The sequence below is a fragment of the Nostoc sp. genome, from assembly GCF_036917275.1.
Lineage (GTDB): Bacteria > Cyanobacteriota > Cyanobacteriia > Cyanobacteriales > Nostocaceae > Nostoc.
In genome coordinates this window covers 111,608-127,504 of record NZ_JBALDF010000047.1, presented here as the reverse complement: position 1 = coordinate 127,504, position 15,897 = coordinate 111,608, and the positions used below count along the sequence as shown (strand labels likewise).

Here is a 15,897-nt window from a genome sequence, read left to right as displayed (position 1 = left end):
ATTTCTTCTTAGCTCTAGTTCCCAGGTTCTATATGGTAATTAAGACGGGTGGTGCTTCCAGAGAGCCAGTACAAGAGGCGGAGCCTCCAGTGACTGCATTCCCTGGCTGGAGCCAGGGAACGAGTTGATTTATTTATGTGTACATCTAAAATTGAATGAATTCTAAGCAGATACTTTTCAATAGTTTTTTACAAGAAAACTATTCTCCCGAAGAGCGATCGCTACAGGGTTGGATGGCGATCGCAGGTTTTGTACTACTGACTGTAGTTTGCTATTTTGCTGGTGCTACTGCCGCATTGCGCCTAATTTACCCAGTAACAGCTTTAGTAGTAGCTGTGTTTTTATACTTGCGGCATCCCATTCTCTACATCAGTTTTACCTGGTGGATCTGGTTTCTCACGCCCTTAGCTACCCGCTTAGTTGACTATCGGGTGGGCTGGGACTCTACCCGGCAAATGCTCATAGCACCCTATTTAGTGGTTTTTGTAACTATAGCAACATTCTTCCGCCACTTTCCCCGCGCCTCTGCTCAAGGGGGCTTGCCGTTTGTTTTGGCTTTTATCGGAGTGTTCTATGGCTTTCTAGTCGGTCTGATTTACAATCCACCAATCCCTGTAGCACGCGGATTGATGGATTGGCTCAGTCCGATCATCTTCGCTTTTCACTTATTTATAAACTGGCGAGATTATCCCAGCTATCGCCAGAACATTCAGCGAACATTCCTCTGGTGTGTCTTGATTTTAGGAGCTTACGGCGTATATCAATTCGTCGTGGCTCCTGAGTGGGACAGGTATTGGCTGATCCAATCAAAACTATTCATGAGTGCTGGAAATCCTGTACCTTTTGGGATGCGTGTCTGGAGTACATTGCACTCAGTCGGCCCCTTTGGTTCAGTCATGCAAGCTGGTTTACTGTTGTTATTTACAAGTTCGGGAAATTTAATTTTTCCGGCTTCAGCTGTTGGTTATTTATCCTTTTTATTGACACAAGCACGTACTAATTGGGGAGGCTGGTTATTTGGAGTAATCATGATTATGGGTTCAGTCAAGGCGCGGATTCAAATGCGCTTAGTTACCATAATTGTAGTGATGGCAATTTGTGTTGTGCCATTGACAACTATCGAGCCAATTTCTGGGGTTTTAGCAGCGCGTTTGGAAACTTTTTCTAATCTTCAAGAAGATGGCAGCTTTAAAGATAGATCGGGAACTTATGACAAAAACCTTGGTCTAGCTCTTTCTAATGGTCTAGGTAATGGATTAGGAAATATCTGGAAGGTCAACGAAAAAACCGGTCAAATTGAAGTAGTGGTGATTGATAGTGGCATTTTAGATATGTTTTTCACCCTTGGTTGGTTTGGAGCCATTTTTTATATGGGTGGATTAATCTTGTTAATTATTAGTGTCAGCAGCTATGGTGAAGGTCGTTTCGATAGTTTTATCAGTGCTGCCCGCGCCATTGGTATTAGTTCTGCTACACAGTTAGTTATCGGTAGCGGTATGTTGAGTGTGGCAGGGATGATTCTTTGGGGATTTTTAGCTATGGCTATGGCAGGACATAAATACTATAACAATCCCAAGAACTCCAACTTCTCTAATAAGTCGGGGTTCTGAGCTTTTCAAGTTTATTAAAAAACAAAATCTTACAACTTAAATCGGACTGATATAAATTATGAAAGCAATTATTGTAATGCCACTAGCCGAGCAAAGAGGCGGTGGTGAAATGATGCTTTGGGATTTGGTGCAACAAGGACGTAATGCTGGTGTAGAGTGGCTGGTGATATTTTTAGAAGACGGCCCGATGGTAGAAGAAGTAAAGTCCCTCGGTATTGATGCGCGAGTTGTGGAAAGTGGACGTTTACGCCAAATCCACCGTTTTATTGGCGCTGTTTTTCGGATAGCTGCGATCGCCCGCCGCGAACGTGCAGATATAATTGTCAATTGGATGTGGATTACGCATATATCTGGAGGTTTGGCAGCAATACTGGCGGGGTTGCCTGCTGTGTGGTATCAACTAGAAGTGCCTAGTGACAAGACTTGGTTGGTGCGAATCGCTACTTTAATCCCAGCCCAGGCAATTATCACCCTCTCCCAAGATGGCAAGCAAGCGCAAGCAGAGATTTGGCCCCACAGACCAACACCCTTGGTTTATCCTGGTGTCGCACTAGACCGATTCGAGCCTGATGCTTTGCCAACTCCAGAAGAAGCACGGCGGAAGCTAGGCTTACCTTTAAACGGGCCGTTGATTGGAATTGTTGGCCGATTGCAACGATGGAAAGGAATGCACGTACTAGTGCAAGCAATGCCCAAAATTTTACAGAAGTATCCTGATGCCCATTGTGTAGTAGTTGGCGGTAAACACGATTTAGAACCGGATTATCAGGACTTTTTAAAAGCAGAAATTGCAAACTTGGGCTTGAAAGAGCAGGTAATTATGACTGGGTTACAGCGTAATATCCCGGAGTGGGTGCAGGCGATGGATGTATTTGTCCATGCATCAGATAAAGAGCCATTTGGGATTGTGATTATTGAGGCGATGGCGCTGGGTAAACCTGTGATTGCTGGCAATGCAGGCGGCCCGACAGAGATTATTACCGATGGGATGAATGGACTATTAACACCTTATGGCGATGCAGAGAAATTAGCGATCGCAATTCTCCGCTATCTTGACGAGCAAGAATTTGCCCGAAGTGCGGGAATAGCTGCCAGGCAACGCGCCCTCGATTTCTCAACGCAGAATTATGCCCAAAATTTTATTAGTGCAATTCGTTCTGCCATGCCAAGTGTTTCATAGGCTAAATGAAACGGTCAACTTATTCCAAAAGCAAATTTTATGAAAATGAAACCACAGATTTACATCATATATGTGCATTTGTAGTTAAAAATAATAGATCAAATTAAAAGGAATTAAATAAATGTTGATTGATAGCCGTAAATTGCCAATCAATGAAGTTATAAATACTGAAGTTTGTATAGTTGGCGCTGGCCCAGCCGGAATTACACTCGCACGAGAATTAATTGGGCAAGACTTTCGAGTTTGCTTATTAGAAAGTGGTGACATTGAATTTAATCAAGAGACTGCATCTCTTGGTGAAGGTGAATCTGTTGGAGATCCTTTTCCACCACTGCAAGATATGCGTCATCGTCAATTTGGTGGACTAGCTAATGTCTGGAATATTGAAATCAATAAAAATCAACTTGGTCTGAGGCATGTACCATTAGATGAGATAGATTTTGAAAAACGAGATTGGGTGCCATACAGTGGCTGGCCTTTTACTAAATCTCACTTGAATCCATTTTATGAGCGTGCTCAAGCAGTCTGTAAACTCGGTTCTTTTGCTTATGAAGCTGAGGCTTGGGAAAATGCTCAATCTCCTCGGACACATTTCACAAGTGACCGAGTTACTACTAGTATGTTTCAGTTTGGCCCACGCGATATTTTTACCAATGAATATCGCCACCAAATCAATCAATCTCCTAATATCACCACATTCCTCAACGCCAACGTGGTAGAAATTGAGGCAGATGAAACAGCCCAAACGGTGAAACGCGTGCAAGTAGCTTGTTTATCTGGTAATAAATTTTGGGTGGTTGCAAAAGTATTTATTTTAGCCACAGGTGGGATTGAAAACGCACGTTTACTTTTGCTATCGAACCGGATTCACAAGAATGGATTAGGGAATCAAAACGATTTAGTGGGTAGGTTCTTTATGGATCATCCTTTTATCCATTGTGGTATGCTTGTTCCGCAAAATCGCAAAATCTTCAATTCGATGGCTTTGTATGACTTACGCCGCGTGAATAATCTTACAGTCATGGGAAAATTTGCTCTGACAGAACAAGTGATGCACCGCGAAAAATTACTAAATATGACTGCGTTGTTATATCCCAGAGATGAAAGGTTTAGATCGGCAGCAAAAGCTTCTGCAAGAACTTTGTTATCTTCAGTTCGACAAGGGCAGTTACCTAAGAATGTTTTTCAACATTTGCAAAATGTAATTATGAATATTGATGATTTAGTAGCTGATTGGTATAAGTATAATGTCAAAAAAGAATATTTGTTCCCTGATTTGAGTCATGGTGGATGGTCTGACCATGAAGGTAATGAACAGAAATATACAAAGTTTGAAGTTCTCAGCCAAACTGAACAAACCCCAAATCCAGATAATCGGGTGACACTCAGTAATCAACTAGATAAGCTTGGTTGTCCGCAAGCAAAATTAACTAATCATTGGAGCGAAATAGATATTTGCAGTGTGAAGCGATCGCAGCTAGTATTTGCAGAAGAGTTTGCTAGGGCAGGTCTGGGTGAGTTACACATTGAATTAGATGGAGATCGTCCGGTTGCTTCGCTGAGTACCCATCACAATATGGGAACAACGCGTATGCATCATGACCCAACACAAGGAGTAGTAGATGCAAATTGTCAAGTTCACGGCATCTCTAATTTATTCATGGCAGGTAGCTCTGTTTTTCCTACAGGAGGCTATGCTAATCCTACGCTCACCATTGTTGCCTTGGCAATTCGATTGGCAGACCATGTGAAATCACAATTTTGTCACTAAATATAGCAGCAAGGTGTAGGGGCACGGTATACCGCATTGGTGTCAACTTAACGTGAAAGCCTGTCTAGATAAGTCCTTCAGAGATTGCCTCGTTGCCTCGTTCCCCTGCTCTGACTGGGAATGCCTAATGAGAGGCTCCGCCTCTTACTTGCGGCAGAGCCGCAATTGATTTACATTTCTAGCCAGAGGCTGAAAACGAGATTTTAAAGGGGTTTGCGCTTAAGTTGACACCAATGGGTATACCGTGCCCCTACTTGTCTCTTACGGAATGTTGCACTAACCAGTAATGTAAGCCCACCATTAAGAGCGCCAACGGCAGCATCAACATTGGGATGATTTCTAAATTTGTCCAACTTGCAACCCAGCCTGCTCCAGTGGGTATGATCGCTGCCCCCAAACTGGCAGCACTAGTGGCGATGCTAACAGCCGCAGGAACATGGGGGTCAGGCAATCGTTGAGGGATTAACCAAATGGTCGCAGGAAAGATGGCTGCCAACCCAAAGCCAATCAACGGTAAGCTAATCCATTGATCTGGCAGTTGCCACCAAGCAAGCAATCCAATGATCACCAAACTAAGCGACATACTGATTGTACGGACTGCCCCAAGCGATTGTAAGAAATAACCTAAGAGGAAACGTCCCAATGTTAATCCCAGCCAGTAGGCACTAACGCTATAACCAGCAATCAGCGCGGGAGTGTGACGAGCGACGGATTGCACAGTATATGCCCAGTTACCGACGCAGGCTTCAGTGCCAACATAAACCAGCAAAAGTAGCCCAGTTAATAGTACTATCGGAGTTTGGAGCGCTCTGCCCAGATTTTCTAACGCAGTTGTATTCGATGGCAATACCCGTTGTGTCATTGGTGTGTAGTTGAAAATGATTACGCCCATCACACTCACAATCAATAAGCTGACAATCCCGGCTAATACCCCATAAACCTGTCGCCAGTTCATGCCAACTGCTAACAAAGTAGTAGCGATCGCCGGACCTAAGAGTGCGCCAATACCATAGAAAGCATGAAGCAAACCAATCCGACTGGCACTGCGGGAATCTTGTACAATGTAGGTGTTGATCCCTGCATCAATCAACCCAATGCCCAATCCCAACCCTGAACCAGCCGCAACCATGACAAACCAGGAGGGTGAGGTGGCATAGATTATCAGTGCCATCGTCAGCTCACCCGCAGCAATCAACAGCATTCGGGCTAACCCCAGCCGACTACTCACAAGACTGCTGGTGAATGCTGCCAGAATGTAGCCGCTAATTTGACTAAGAAACAGCAGGGTGACGGTTGCTGGAGTCAGGTTATAGGTAGACAGAATCGAGGGCAGAAGAACTCCTAATCCTGCTTCAGCGATGCCAATGGCAATAAAGGCATAAAAGGCGATCGCCTCCCCAATCCATACAGGCGGTAGGGTGCGTTGATAGTCTCTCATCGGCTGGAATACTCCTGGGTCAGACAATTTGACTGCTGAAATAGCGACATCGAGGGAGGAGCATCTATAAAAGAGCAATAAGTCCAATATTAGAGAGGATGAAAAAATTATAAGAAATCGCCTGAATCAATAGTTATGTATTTTTCTTCTCTAAACTATTAGTAACCATCTCAAAAACTGATCACCACGTTGCTAAAAAGCATACAAGGATTTATTTCAAATCCTTGTAAAAACCGGATTGCAAATTTTCGCACAGGTCTATCTATGCTTCCTTTTTGAATACTTGAGCTGCTAAAAACGCTAATGCTACTGTACCAGCGATCGCACCCCACTGGAGAAGCGGATTTTTTTCTAGCCAGTCAGAAACACTCGGTATAACTAAGTTACCAAAATCCCCGTTAACTCTGTCGTCTTCAGCAACAGATTGGTAAAAATTATTTGGTGCATCTTCAGACTTCGGCTCAGAACTACGAAGTAAATCGAAGCCGACGAGCAGTAACAGTGAATCTACTAATGATGGTGAGACGCGCTGTACCACATCTAATATTTTAGCTACATCTCCAACCAAGTAGTCACGAGTTGGATGTTCGGCTACGTAGAGGATAGCATCAGCTACAAGTTTAGGCTCGTAGTAAGGTGGTATCCCGGAAGGCTTTACGCCTAATTTCGTCAGACCATTGTTCCAGAAGGGAGTGTTGATCACTGCTGGCTTCACACTCGTGACGCTGATCGGCCATTTTTCATATTGCAACTCAACGCGCATAGCTTCAATAAAGCCCTCAACCCCGTGCTTGGCTGCCGAGTAAGCACTTTGGTAGGGGAGCGATCGCCTACCTTCCATTGAAGAAACGTGGATCAGTGCCCCCCGTCCCTCACGCTTCAGATGGGGTAGGGCAGCCATTGCACCATACACTTGTCCCATCAGATCGACATCAATTACATGCTTAAACTCTTCCGGTGTTGTGTTGTCAACAGTGGCAAAGATGCCGATCGCGGCGACATGTACCCATGTATCGAGTCGCCCGTATACTTCCACAGTTTTATCTGCGATCGCCTTAACTTGCTCAAATACTTCCACATCGGCTATGCAAAAAGTTGCCTCACCACCAAAGCCGCGAATCTCTTCCACTAAAGACTTTAGCTTCGACTCACTACGAGCGGAGACTACTACTTTTGCCCCGCGTCTAGCAAACTCAAGAGCTGTGATCCGTCCGATCCCACTAGAGGCTCCAACGACAGAAACGACTTGCTGATTGATTGGCTTTAATTTCATAAGTGTTACTTCTTAAAATAAATTAGGGATTGGAAATTGGCTACTATGAGTTGGAGATTATAGGACTTACGCACACTGTACGAATTCTCGGCGCTCTTGGCACGGCAGTTGCTTCAAGTCGGCAGAGCCGCCCAACGCACTGCCTCGTCTTGGCGGTTCGATAAATTAAGCGAAGTTGGCAATTTTTGCGTAAGTCCTAGATTAAAACAATTCTTTTCAACACTGGTGCTGTTTAAGGGAGCCATTGTAATCCCTTATTCTGTAATTTCTGCTCGATATGCTGCATTTCTTCGATAGTTTCTCCAGTAACGATCGCATAAATTTCGGTGTAAATTTTTCCGTATTTGACCTTCTCTAAAGCCGACAGAATAATCAAGTCTTTGCGATCTAGTTCTGGTTTTAAGGTCACTAAAATTGAATCAAACGTTCCTTCCATGCGGTAGTCGCTGGAATATTTAGCTACTTCTTTTCCCAGTCCTAGTAAGGTATGGCGCTGCAAGCACAACGGAGTCGAGCCATTGACTCTAAAATTGGCATCGATCGCATAAAATTGTCCGTCATGATCTTCTAACACATCGAAGCCAATCACACCAAAATAACCCTGTTTTTGAGCATACTGACCAATGGCGGCAATCATTTCAAAGAACTTGCTCATGTCAGTGTTGCGGTAGTCAATCAGTCCCCCTAAATAGTTACCTTCTGGAGTGACGAGTTGCCTGGTAGTACCGATGAGGGTTATCTCTCCCACCTTGTTGACATAGAACTGTACGCAGTAATTCTGCACCTGATTCTTGACGAACTCCGAGACAATAATTTTATCGAGCAATTTAATATTGAGATAATTCCTGATTTCTTCAAGGCAGTAGTTCAAATCGCTGAGGCTTTTGATGATATAAGTGCCTTCTCCTGAGAGTCCGTGGGACGTTTTAATTAAGTAGGGAAATTGTGGTAACTGAATATCTTCCAAATTACAGGTGTGCAGATTGTAGGTCTCATATTTTGGACATTGCACCCCCAATTCAGCTAACGTTACTTTGCTGAGTAAGCGGTAATGGGTGTCTGAATCAATAGCGTGTTTTTCTCTTTTGAGGTGATCAAAGGGAAATAGAGTGATGAGTTTGTCAAAGTATTCGCTGTGGCTAAGGTCATCCAAATAAGTCAAGCGATCCATCATCTCAATATTCGAGTAGCTGAAGCCGAAATGCTCTTGCCAGTATTCAAGCAGCGACTTTGGCGGCGGAATAATCACAATTCCTTGAATGCGATCGCCTAATACAGCCAGAATTTTCCAAGGTTCCTTTTGGCAAATCTTGTCAAAGGAAGTTTTAGTGGCTTCACTACTGCCATCTTGAATAAAATATTTTTTCAGGTTGGGATAAGCAGCCCAACCGGCAGTTGCAGGATAATTTAGGATAAACCCATAAGATGCATCTGTGATATCTTGAGCAAACAGATCAGAAAGAGAACTCCCTTGAAAGTATTGAAAGTTATATTTTGAGTTCATTTAGACATTATTATGAACCTAGCAGTTGATAATTTGCTTTTTAGCTATCTATACTCTATTCTGCTATTTTTTATCTTAATTAACTCTATCAAACGAAATAAAATTAGTTGATTTATTGTCTTAAAATAACGTTGATCCTAAATTATTGTTCATACATAGAAGTGATGAAGCTACAAGCATAAATGTGTATATGTGTAAATATCGCTGTGGTTAAGATATTTAACCTAATTTTTCTACTTGCTAGTGCGATCGCACTTTTAAAATATTCAAGCGGCGATTTGAAAGAGGTATAACTCTAAAAATTGCTTTTAATCTTTGCTATGGCTCCTTGGGTGAAGTATCATGTTGTCCCAATATTGAGTGAAACGTACCTAAAAGCTGATCTTAGCTATGGGTAAGGCACCAACCACTTCAGATTATAAATAAATGCGATCACAATTTCCTTTCAAAACTGTCGAATCGAGGCAATGGCAATCTAGACTGATAATTGCTTATTTATATGCCATTACCTCATATATTTGTTTTAACTGTACGTGACAAAGAGCGGTATAGAATCTTTCCCCTCCTTTGCTAATTGAGTGACTTCTTTTTCAAATCCCTGAAACCGTTCGGGTGTCAATACAATACATCCCATTGAACCAGGAACATTAGCATCTTTATGAATACCAAAATCATCTCTTACACCTCCATTATCAGTCTTGACTTCAGATGGAAGAATTTGGTAAAAATTACCTTCTACACCTTTTTTCTCTTTCATTGAGATAGGTTTAGTATTAACACTCCAAAATTTTAGTTCCAGTACTCTGTACTCAGGTGGTATCATACTTCCTTTCTGATGAAAGCTCTCTGGAAATTGCTTTTTGGCGGTAGCTGATGTAGCTACCCAAACTTGTAACATACCCTTTTCAAGATGACGTAAATACAAGCGACCCTCTTCTAAACCTGGGTCTCTATCGAAGTTCAACGAAAAAGTTAAGAAGTGCATTTTTAGGAGGTTTACTTGAAATATACATAGATTCATCGGGTGTGAGTTGAAAATTTATGCAAGCTCATATAAAGTTTAGATTTATTAACTACATGTTGTCTAAATACACAGTTTGCTGTAAAGACGTATTCTCACAACTCAATGATGAAACTATCCCGCAAATGAAAGTCAGCCTCTGCACTTGGATGAGTTAACGCCCAGTAAGTCACTTCACTATTTCTGTATTTAATAACAGTAGTAATGCCAACTTCAATCGCTTGTGCCGAGACAATTTTACCTAAATCGACATCCAACGTAAGTGCTAAACCGTCGGCTTGATTCTGAACATTAAACGGAAGTATTGTAAAGGCTGTTTCTTCTTGCATTCCTTGACGGTAGGCATCAAAGCGATAGACATTCCAGTATCCGGCGGGAGAGAGGTTGAATTCCCAATATTGTAGAGAATCTTTGATGCTAACGAAAAACTCAAAGCAAGTGTCTTTCCACAATTCATGCTTGCGTGATGGTGTATTTGATAGTGGAGCTATACCTCCGGTAGGCTTTGCCAACGCAATTTCTTTGAAATTGCCCTCTAGCATATAGCAGATGGCAAGTTGATTAGAATTTCGGGCGATATTGCCTGCAATTTTCAAATTAGGCAAGGATTTTGTAGAAGGAAAGGGTTGCAGGGAAAATGTCTGATCATTCATTTCATGTCTTTGATAATGTTACGAATCTGCGTTTCTTGAGATTCAATACTTTCGGTAAGCTTAAACTGGGCGATCGCTCTTGCTAAATTATGTTCTGGGTGCTTAACTTTGAAGTAGATATTTCCTGCTAAATAATCAGCAAAAAATCTCAGTCCTAGTTCAAAGGCAATGAGACGAATTGCATCATAAATATAGGCATAATCATTCTCAGTAAGAAATGCCTTTGCTACCGAGAGATAACCTTTGAGGATTCCCTGACACAAATCGGTATCGAAATAAATACTTTCCCAATTCTCGGTTTCTTCTCCAGCAGGATTACAACCCGATCGCAGGCAATCGCCAATATCGTAATGTACCAGACCAGGTTTAACAGTGTCGAGGTCGATGATGCTGACGGCTTGCTGGGTAGTAGTATCAAACATGACATTGTTAATTTTTGGATCTCCATGCATCAAACGCAGAGGTAGCTTGCCTTCAACTTTGGCATTTTCTAAGATATGTGCAAAGGTTTGGCGATCGCTAACAAACTGTAAGCAATAATTCACTTCAGCAGATTTACGCACACTAATTTTCGCCAACACTTCCTCGTAATGCTGGAGATAAAGCGGTGTAATATGGAACCCTTCAAGAGTGTCGGCGAGTTTTTCTGGTGCTAAGTCGCTGATCAGATTGTGGAACATCCCCAAGGCATAACCGATTTCTTTGGCGTGAGAGCGATCGCGCATAGTATCGAAAGACTGGGAGCCTTCAATAAAGCTGATTGCCCGCCAAAAGGAGCCGTCTGCATCCCTCCAGTGGTCTTGAGCATCCTTAGTTAATAGTACGCGTGGTACTTCCCAGCGACGATTCAGGGGTATGTACTGTAACCGTTTATGAACATGCTCAGTGAAGGTACGCATATTCTCCATAATCAATTTGGGCTGACGAAATACCTGTGTATTGATGCGTTGCAGGACAAAATGTTGTTCTTCTGAGGAATCTAGACTTACCAAAAAGGTGTCATTGATATTACCACTTCCAAATGCTTTAACGTCTGTAACCTTTCCCCATTGGGCAAATTGATTAGCGATGGCTGCGCCCGCCGAAGGCATCGCAACTAGATTTTCTGCACCCTGTGTATTAAATTCTTCTGTCATGTTCGTGTTTAACCTGCATTACTCCTCACGAAGATTTTAGGCTGATAAGTAGATCCAACAAATAGTCAAATTGCAGGCTTGCTTCAACACATGCTCACGATGTTGGACGATTTAACAAATATTGAATGACAGATATTGATTTTTGTCATTCGTTTGGATATTATAGTTTTATCACCACAGTGGAGAGGTTGCTATGTTGTCGCGTCAACTTGGAAAAAACGGTTCAACAATATCGGCACTTGGGCTTGGCTGTATGGGCATGTCTGATGCTTATGGCCCAGCCGATCGCCAGGAAAGTATTGCAACGATTCATGCAGCCCTTGATGCAGGCGTTAACTTACTGGATACAGGCGACTTTTACGGCATGGGGCACAATGAACTACTGCTACACGAAGCCCTCGCAGGACGGCGGCGGGAAGATGTCTTCATTGCTGTTAAATTCGGTGCCCTGCGATCGCCTGACGGCAAGTTTATTGGCTTCGATGGTCGTCCAGAAGCCGTGAAGACTTCACTTGCCTATACATTGAAACGACTGGGAACCGATTATATTGACCTCTACCAGCCAGCCCGGCTCGATCCGAGGGTGCCCATTGAAGACACCGTTGGGGCGATTAGCGAAATGGTGAAAGCTGGATATGTTCGCCAGATTGGTTTATCTGAAGTGGGTGCAGATACAATTCGGCGTGCTCATGCGATTCATCCGATTACCTGGCTTCAGATCGAATATTCGCTGCTGAGTCGTGGTATTGAAAATGACATCCTCCCAACAGTGCGTGAATTGGGCATTGCTGTCACCGCTTATGGAGTCCTCTCACGGGGGTTATTGAGCGGTCACTGGTCGAAAGAACGCTCTGAGCAAGACCCTCGCGGACATCTGCCCCGCTTCTCTGGAGAGAATCTGGATCGCAATTTGTTGCTGGTCGAAGCCCTTCGCCTGATTGCCCAAGAACACAATGCCACGGTTGCTCAAGTAGCAATTGCTTGGGTGCTGTCGCGGGGAAACGACATTGTGCCACTGATTGGGGCACGGCGTCGCGATCGCCTGAATGAAGCGCTGGGGGCGTTGGATCTGCACTTAGGGGAGGATGATCTCGCCCGGATTGAGGCAGCAGTGCCACTGGATGCCGTGGCTGGCGATCGCTATGCTCCAGAACAAATGGCGATGCTGGATAGTGAAAAAAGATAAAATATCCTTAGCATGAATGATTCATGCTGGATAGTGAGAAGAGATAAAATATCCCTAGCATGAATGATTCAGCTTTGACACCGGAGCGGATTCTTGACGCGGCGGAAGAGGTTTTGCGTCGTTACGGTCTGGCAAAGGCAACAGTCGTGGATGTGGCTCGCTTTTTAGAGGTGAGCCACGGCACGATTTATCGGCATTTTCCCAGCAAAGCTGCCCTGCGCGATGCGGTAGCAGAACGGTGGCTGCATCGGGTTTCCACACCGCTAGCAGCGATCGCCGAAGAGCAGGGTTCCGCCGTTGAACGGTTGCGCCGATGGTTTGAGCAACTCATAACTCTGAAACGTCAAAAAGTCCTGAGCGATCCAGAGTTGTTTGCAACCTATTCAGCGATCGCTCAAGAGGCGCGAGGGGTGGTTCAAGCTCACATTGATGAACTGGTAAAGCAAGTAACTGCGATCGTCGAGAGCGGTATTTCCAGTAACGAATTTAAGGTAACAGATCCGCAAGTAGCGGCGAAGGCAGTCTTTCAAGCGATGGTTCGGTTTCATCATCCAGCTCACGCGTCTGAATGGAGTCATCCAGACATCGACACGGACTTTGCCCAAGTATGGCGCTTGATAATTGCTGGTCTTGTGGTGAGTGAGTAAATCGTTTAGGTGCTTGTCAGCATTGGGTGAAAGCAGGCGCACGCCACCGGGGATAGAAACATCCCCCTTAGGGGAAGTGGTTATGTATTGTCAAGTGTATTGCCTATTTTCCCGTCTCCAGTTGCTCCCGTTGCTTACCATACTCCCGCAGCTGCTTCAAGAGGTCTTCTTGGGATGAGTTAGAGATAGACGCATTGGGGGTTGGTTCAAGGTTGGTGTCGGTGCTTGCAAAATTAGCAGGTGAGGGATTAATTACATAGACGGGTAGGGACTTGTCATTAAACATCGCCTGTTGGGTTTGTGCTGGGGTAGGAATTAGATTCTTTGGTTTGCTCACAGCAGCTTTTACAGTATCTAGAGTCGTAGCAACTTGCACTTGTTGCTGCATCTGTTGTGTAGAAGATACTAAACCACTTAGACCATTCACCAATTGCCGCAAATTTTTTCGGAAACTAGGATCACCTGTCAATTCATCCAAATCAGATGTAATTTTTTGGCTATTTTCAAATGTTACTCGTGCTGAATCTAAAGTTTGTTGCAGCAGCACTACATTCTTTGGATCATTTAAGGTTTTAGAAGCATCACGTAAATTAGCTGAGGCTTGCGCTGCATTTGCTGAAAGAGTTTCTAAATTGTTGAGTAATTGTCCTTGAGTCAATCGATTCACAGATGGGGATAAGCTACTGACTGTAACACGCAGTTGGTTACTGGTTTCGGTGATATTGTTCAAAGCGCCAACCAGCGAAGAGCGATTTGTTGTCAACAGGTTATCCAGGTTGTTCAGCAAACGACTTGCTTGAGTTGCAGTTGCATCAAATTTATTTAGTGTTTGAGTCGAGGATGCATTAAGTTGGTTTGTTGCTCGTTGCACTGAATTAGCAGTGGCTGAAAATGTATTTAGTTGTTGTCGCAAGCTTTTGGTCAAACCTTGTAAATCCTGACTTAGCCCAGTAAAACTGGATGCTGCGCCTGTGGTAGTTTCTAGAACCCTATTGACATTTCTATAAAATTTTGGGTCATTGTATGCAGTAGCTAGTTCAGTTGAACTGCGAATTAAGTCATCAACACTGATGCCAACCTGACCTTTTAACCGAGAGCCATTACAGACGATGAGGCTGCTATCACAATTTTTATCTAGGGGTTTAGCAAGCACAATCCCAGCAGGTAAGGTTACTTTTGGTGTGATGTCGATAATACTTTCGCTAATTAATCCGCTTTGATTAGCTTCCACCACTACATTCCGGGGCATAATTAGGTCAGCTTGGGCAATTTCAATCTCTACATCAATGGCATTTGCTTTTGGTATAATCTGCCAAATAGTTCCTACTTTAACGCCTCGATAGCGAACTGTTGCTCCTTTTTGCATTCCGCCAGCGTTAGCAAATTCCACAATAGCTTTGTATGAACGACCAGGAGCAGTAAATCTATGTAACCACAGAAAGAGTAACCCAAATACTCCCAGTCCTAACAGGAGTAACAACCCCACAGAGCCTTCTCTAAATGTTCGCCCAGACGCGAAGCCGCTTGTCATAAGTCCTCGCATTTTTTTGCCTCCACCAACAACCAATAAAGAGTTAGGAGTGACGAGTTATAAGTTGAATTTAACTCATAACTCCTGTACAGACGAGATTAATCGCGTCTCTATTCCTAACTCTTCACTTTTAAGTTTCTAGCCGACAAGGTGAATCGGCCCTTTCACACTTCCACTGATAAATTGTCTGATCAACGGATTTTCTGTATTGTAGATTTCACTAACTGTACCCTGCCACTGCACTTTACCTTCATAGAGAAATATAAGTCTATCAGCTGTATGGCGAATAGTGCTGTCTTGGTGGGTAACAACGGCATAGGTACTACAAACTCCATGTAAGCATTGCAAATAGCGGATTAAATCTTCGATTACTGTTGAGGCAATGGGATCAAGTCCGGCTGTTGGTTCGTCGTATAGTAGAACTTCTGGGCCTTCTGAGGGATTATCGGGGTTAGACATAATCGCACGCGCAAAACTTACCCGTTTTCGCATTCCCCCAGAAAGTTCGGATGGGTAGAGATTAGCTATTTCTGGCAAACCTACCATCTCCAATTTTTCTTTTACCAAATCTCGAATGCGCGATCGCGGTAACTTTGAATTTTGATAAAGTAAAAATCCCACATTCTCCTCCACCGTCAGCGAATCAAATAGCGCCGCCTGCTGAAACACCATGCCAATGCCAACCTGCTGGCCACCATCCTCAATCAAACCGTTTCGCCGCACTCCTTGCACATAAATTTCTCCTTCATCGGGAATAAGTAACCCCGCCATTACCCGTAAAATTGTTGATTTACCAGTCCCTGACGGACCAATAATCCCCAGTGCTTCTCCCCGGTAAATGGTCAAATCTACATTATCTAGAACTTTATGGCTACCAAAGGACTTAGAAACACCTTTCAGTTCAATCAATGGTTCAGGTTCAGTCATTAGTTATTAGTCATTGGTCA

The 15,897-nt window shown here is 43.6% G+C and carries 13 protein-coding genes; 5 read left to right on the top strand and 8 right to left on the bottom strand.

The window, feature by feature from the left end; all coding sequences use genetic code 11:
• The first annotated feature begins 155 nt into the window (after positions 1-155).
• From V7K35_RS17995 to V7K35_RS17985, 3 genes are all read left to right on the top strand, one after another.
• Entirely contained in the window at positions 156-1,610 is a 1,455-nt protein-coding gene (locus tag V7K35_RS17995; RefSeq protein ID WP_335080569.1) for an O-antigen ligase domain-containing protein, read from the top strand.
• Between the two features lie 58 nt (positions 1,611-1,668).
• On the top strand, positions 1,669-2,790 hold the full coding sequence (locus tag V7K35_RS17990) for a glycosyltransferase (RefSeq protein WP_335080568.1): 1,122 nt from the start codon (positions 1,669-1,671) through the stop codon (positions 2,788-2,790).
• A 121-nt stretch (positions 2,791-2,911) separates the two neighbouring features.
• Complete coding sequence (locus V7K35_RS17985; protein WP_335080567.1) at positions 2,912-4,561, top strand: GMC family oxidoreductase; 1,650 nt, start codon at positions 2,912-2,914, stop codon at positions 4,559-4,561.
• 250 nt (positions 4,562-4,811) lie between these two features.
• Here V7K35_RS17985 and V7K35_RS17980 read toward each other — a convergent pair whose 3' ends face one another.
• From V7K35_RS17980 to V7K35_RS17955, 6 genes are all read right to left on the bottom strand, one after another.
• Positions 4,812-5,999, bottom strand: a complete 1,188-nt coding sequence (locus V7K35_RS17980) for an MFS transporter (RefSeq protein WP_335080566.1) — start codon at positions 5,997-5,999, stop codon at positions 4,812-4,814.
• Between the two features lie 262 nt (positions 6,000-6,261).
• Positions 6,262-7,272, bottom strand: coding sequence for an SDR family oxidoreductase (locus V7K35_RS17975; RefSeq protein WP_335080565.1), 1,011 nt, complete (start codon positions 7,270-7,272; stop codon positions 6,262-6,264).
• A 232-nt stretch (positions 7,273-7,504) separates the two neighbouring features.
• Positions 7,505-8,776: a carbamoylphosphate synthase large subunit gene (locus tag V7K35_RS17970; RefSeq protein WP_335080564.1), complete on the bottom strand. Its 1,272-nt coding sequence runs from the start codon at positions 8,774-8,776 to the stop codon at positions 7,505-7,507.
• Between the two features lie 523 nt (positions 8,777-9,299).
• Positions 9,300-9,674 (bottom strand): hypothetical protein, encoded by a 375-nt coding sequence (locus tag V7K35_RS17965; protein WP_335080563.1) that lies wholly within the window; start codon positions 9,672-9,674, stop codon positions 9,300-9,302.
• Positions 9,675-9,892: 218 nt separating this feature from the next.
• Positions 9,893-10,450 carry a DOMON-like domain-containing protein gene (locus V7K35_RS17960; protein WP_335080562.1) on the bottom strand — a complete coding sequence of 186 codons (558 nt, stop codon included), beginning with the start codon at positions 10,448-10,450 and terminating at the stop codon, positions 9,893-9,895.
• Positions 10,447-11,586: a phosphotransferase enzyme family protein gene (locus tag V7K35_RS17955; protein ID WP_335080561.1), complete on the bottom strand. Its 1,140-nt coding sequence runs from the start codon at positions 11,584-11,586 to the stop codon at positions 10,447-10,449. Before V7K35_RS17955 ends, V7K35_RS17960 begins: the two co-directional genes overlap by 4 nt.
• 193 nt (positions 11,587-11,779) lie before the next feature.
• On the opposite strand from V7K35_RS17955, the gene V7K35_RS17950 reads away from it, so the two are divergent.
• Both V7K35_RS17950 and V7K35_RS17945 read left to right on the top strand, forming a co-directional pair.
• Positions 11,780-12,772 (top strand): aldo/keto reductase, encoded by a 993-nt coding sequence (locus tag V7K35_RS17950; RefSeq protein ID WP_335080560.1) that lies wholly within the window; start codon positions 11,780-11,782, stop codon positions 12,770-12,772.
• 59 nt (positions 12,773-12,831) lie between these two features.
• Positions 12,832-13,419 carry a TetR family transcriptional regulator gene (locus tag V7K35_RS17945; RefSeq protein ID WP_335080559.1) on the top strand — a complete coding sequence of 196 codons (588 nt, stop codon included), beginning with the start codon at positions 12,832-12,834 and terminating at the stop codon, positions 13,417-13,419.
• A gap of 103 nt (positions 13,420-13,522) precedes the next feature.
• Here V7K35_RS17945 and V7K35_RS17940 read toward each other — a convergent pair whose 3' ends face one another.
• Positions 13,523-14,962 carry an MlaD family protein gene (locus V7K35_RS17940; protein WP_335080558.1) on the bottom strand — a complete coding sequence of 480 codons (1,440 nt, stop codon included), beginning with the start codon at positions 14,960-14,962 and terminating at the stop codon, positions 13,523-13,525.
• A 126-nt stretch (positions 14,963-15,088) separates the two neighbouring features.
• Positions 15,089-15,877: an ABC transporter ATP-binding protein gene (locus tag V7K35_RS17935; protein WP_335080557.1), complete on the bottom strand. Its 789-nt coding sequence runs from the start codon at positions 15,875-15,877 to the stop codon at positions 15,089-15,091.
• Between the last annotated feature and the right edge of the window lie 20 nt (positions 15,878-15,897).

Excerpts from the sequence above, each read along its gene's own strand:
- V7K35_RS17945 (WP_335080559.1), top strand. The coding sequence starts at position 12,832 with ATGAATGATTCAGCTTTGACACCGGAGCGGATTCTTGACGCGGCGGAA.
- V7K35_RS17935 (WP_335080557.1), bottom strand. The coding sequence starts at position 15,877 with ATGACTGAACCTGAACCATTGATTGAACTGAAAGGTGTTTCTAAGTCC.
- V7K35_RS17995 (WP_335080569.1), top strand. The coding sequence starts at position 156 with ATGAATTCTAAGCAGATACTTTTCAATAGTTTTTTACAAGAAAACTAT.
- V7K35_RS17975 (WP_335080565.1), bottom strand. The coding sequence starts at position 7,272 with ATGAAATTAAAGCCAATCAATCAGCAAGTCGTTTCTGTCGTTGGAGCC.
- V7K35_RS17965 (WP_335080563.1), bottom strand. The coding sequence starts at position 9,674 with ATGTTACAAGTTTGGGTAGCTACATCAGCTACCGCCAAAAAGCAATTT.
- V7K35_RS17955 (WP_335080561.1), bottom strand. The coding sequence starts at position 11,586 with ATGACAGAAGAATTTAATACACAGGGTGCAGAAAATCTAGTTGCGATG.
- V7K35_RS17970 (WP_335080564.1), bottom strand. The coding sequence starts at position 8,776 with ATGAACTCAAAATATAACTTTCAATACTTTCAAGGGAGTTCTCTTTCT.
- V7K35_RS17940 (WP_335080558.1), bottom strand. The coding sequence starts at position 14,962 with ATGCGAGGACTTATGACAAGCGGCTTCGCGTCTGGGCGAACATTTAGA.
- V7K35_RS17990 (WP_335080568.1), top strand. The coding sequence starts at position 1,669 with ATGAAAGCAATTATTGTAATGCCACTAGCCGAGCAAAGAGGCGGTGGT.
- V7K35_RS17985 (WP_335080567.1), top strand. The coding sequence starts at position 2,912 with ATGTTGATTGATAGCCGTAAATTGCCAATCAATGAAGTTATAAATACT.
- V7K35_RS17950 (WP_335080560.1), top strand. The coding sequence starts at position 11,780 with ATGTTGTCGCGTCAACTTGGAAAAAACGGTTCAACAATATCGGCACTT.
- V7K35_RS17980 (WP_335080566.1), bottom strand. The coding sequence starts at position 5,999 with ATGAGAGACTATCAACGCACCCTACCGCCTGTATGGATTGGGGAGGCG.
- V7K35_RS17960 (WP_335080562.1), bottom strand. The coding sequence starts at position 10,450 with ATGAATGATCAGACATTTTCCCTGCAACCCTTTCCTTCTACAAAATCC.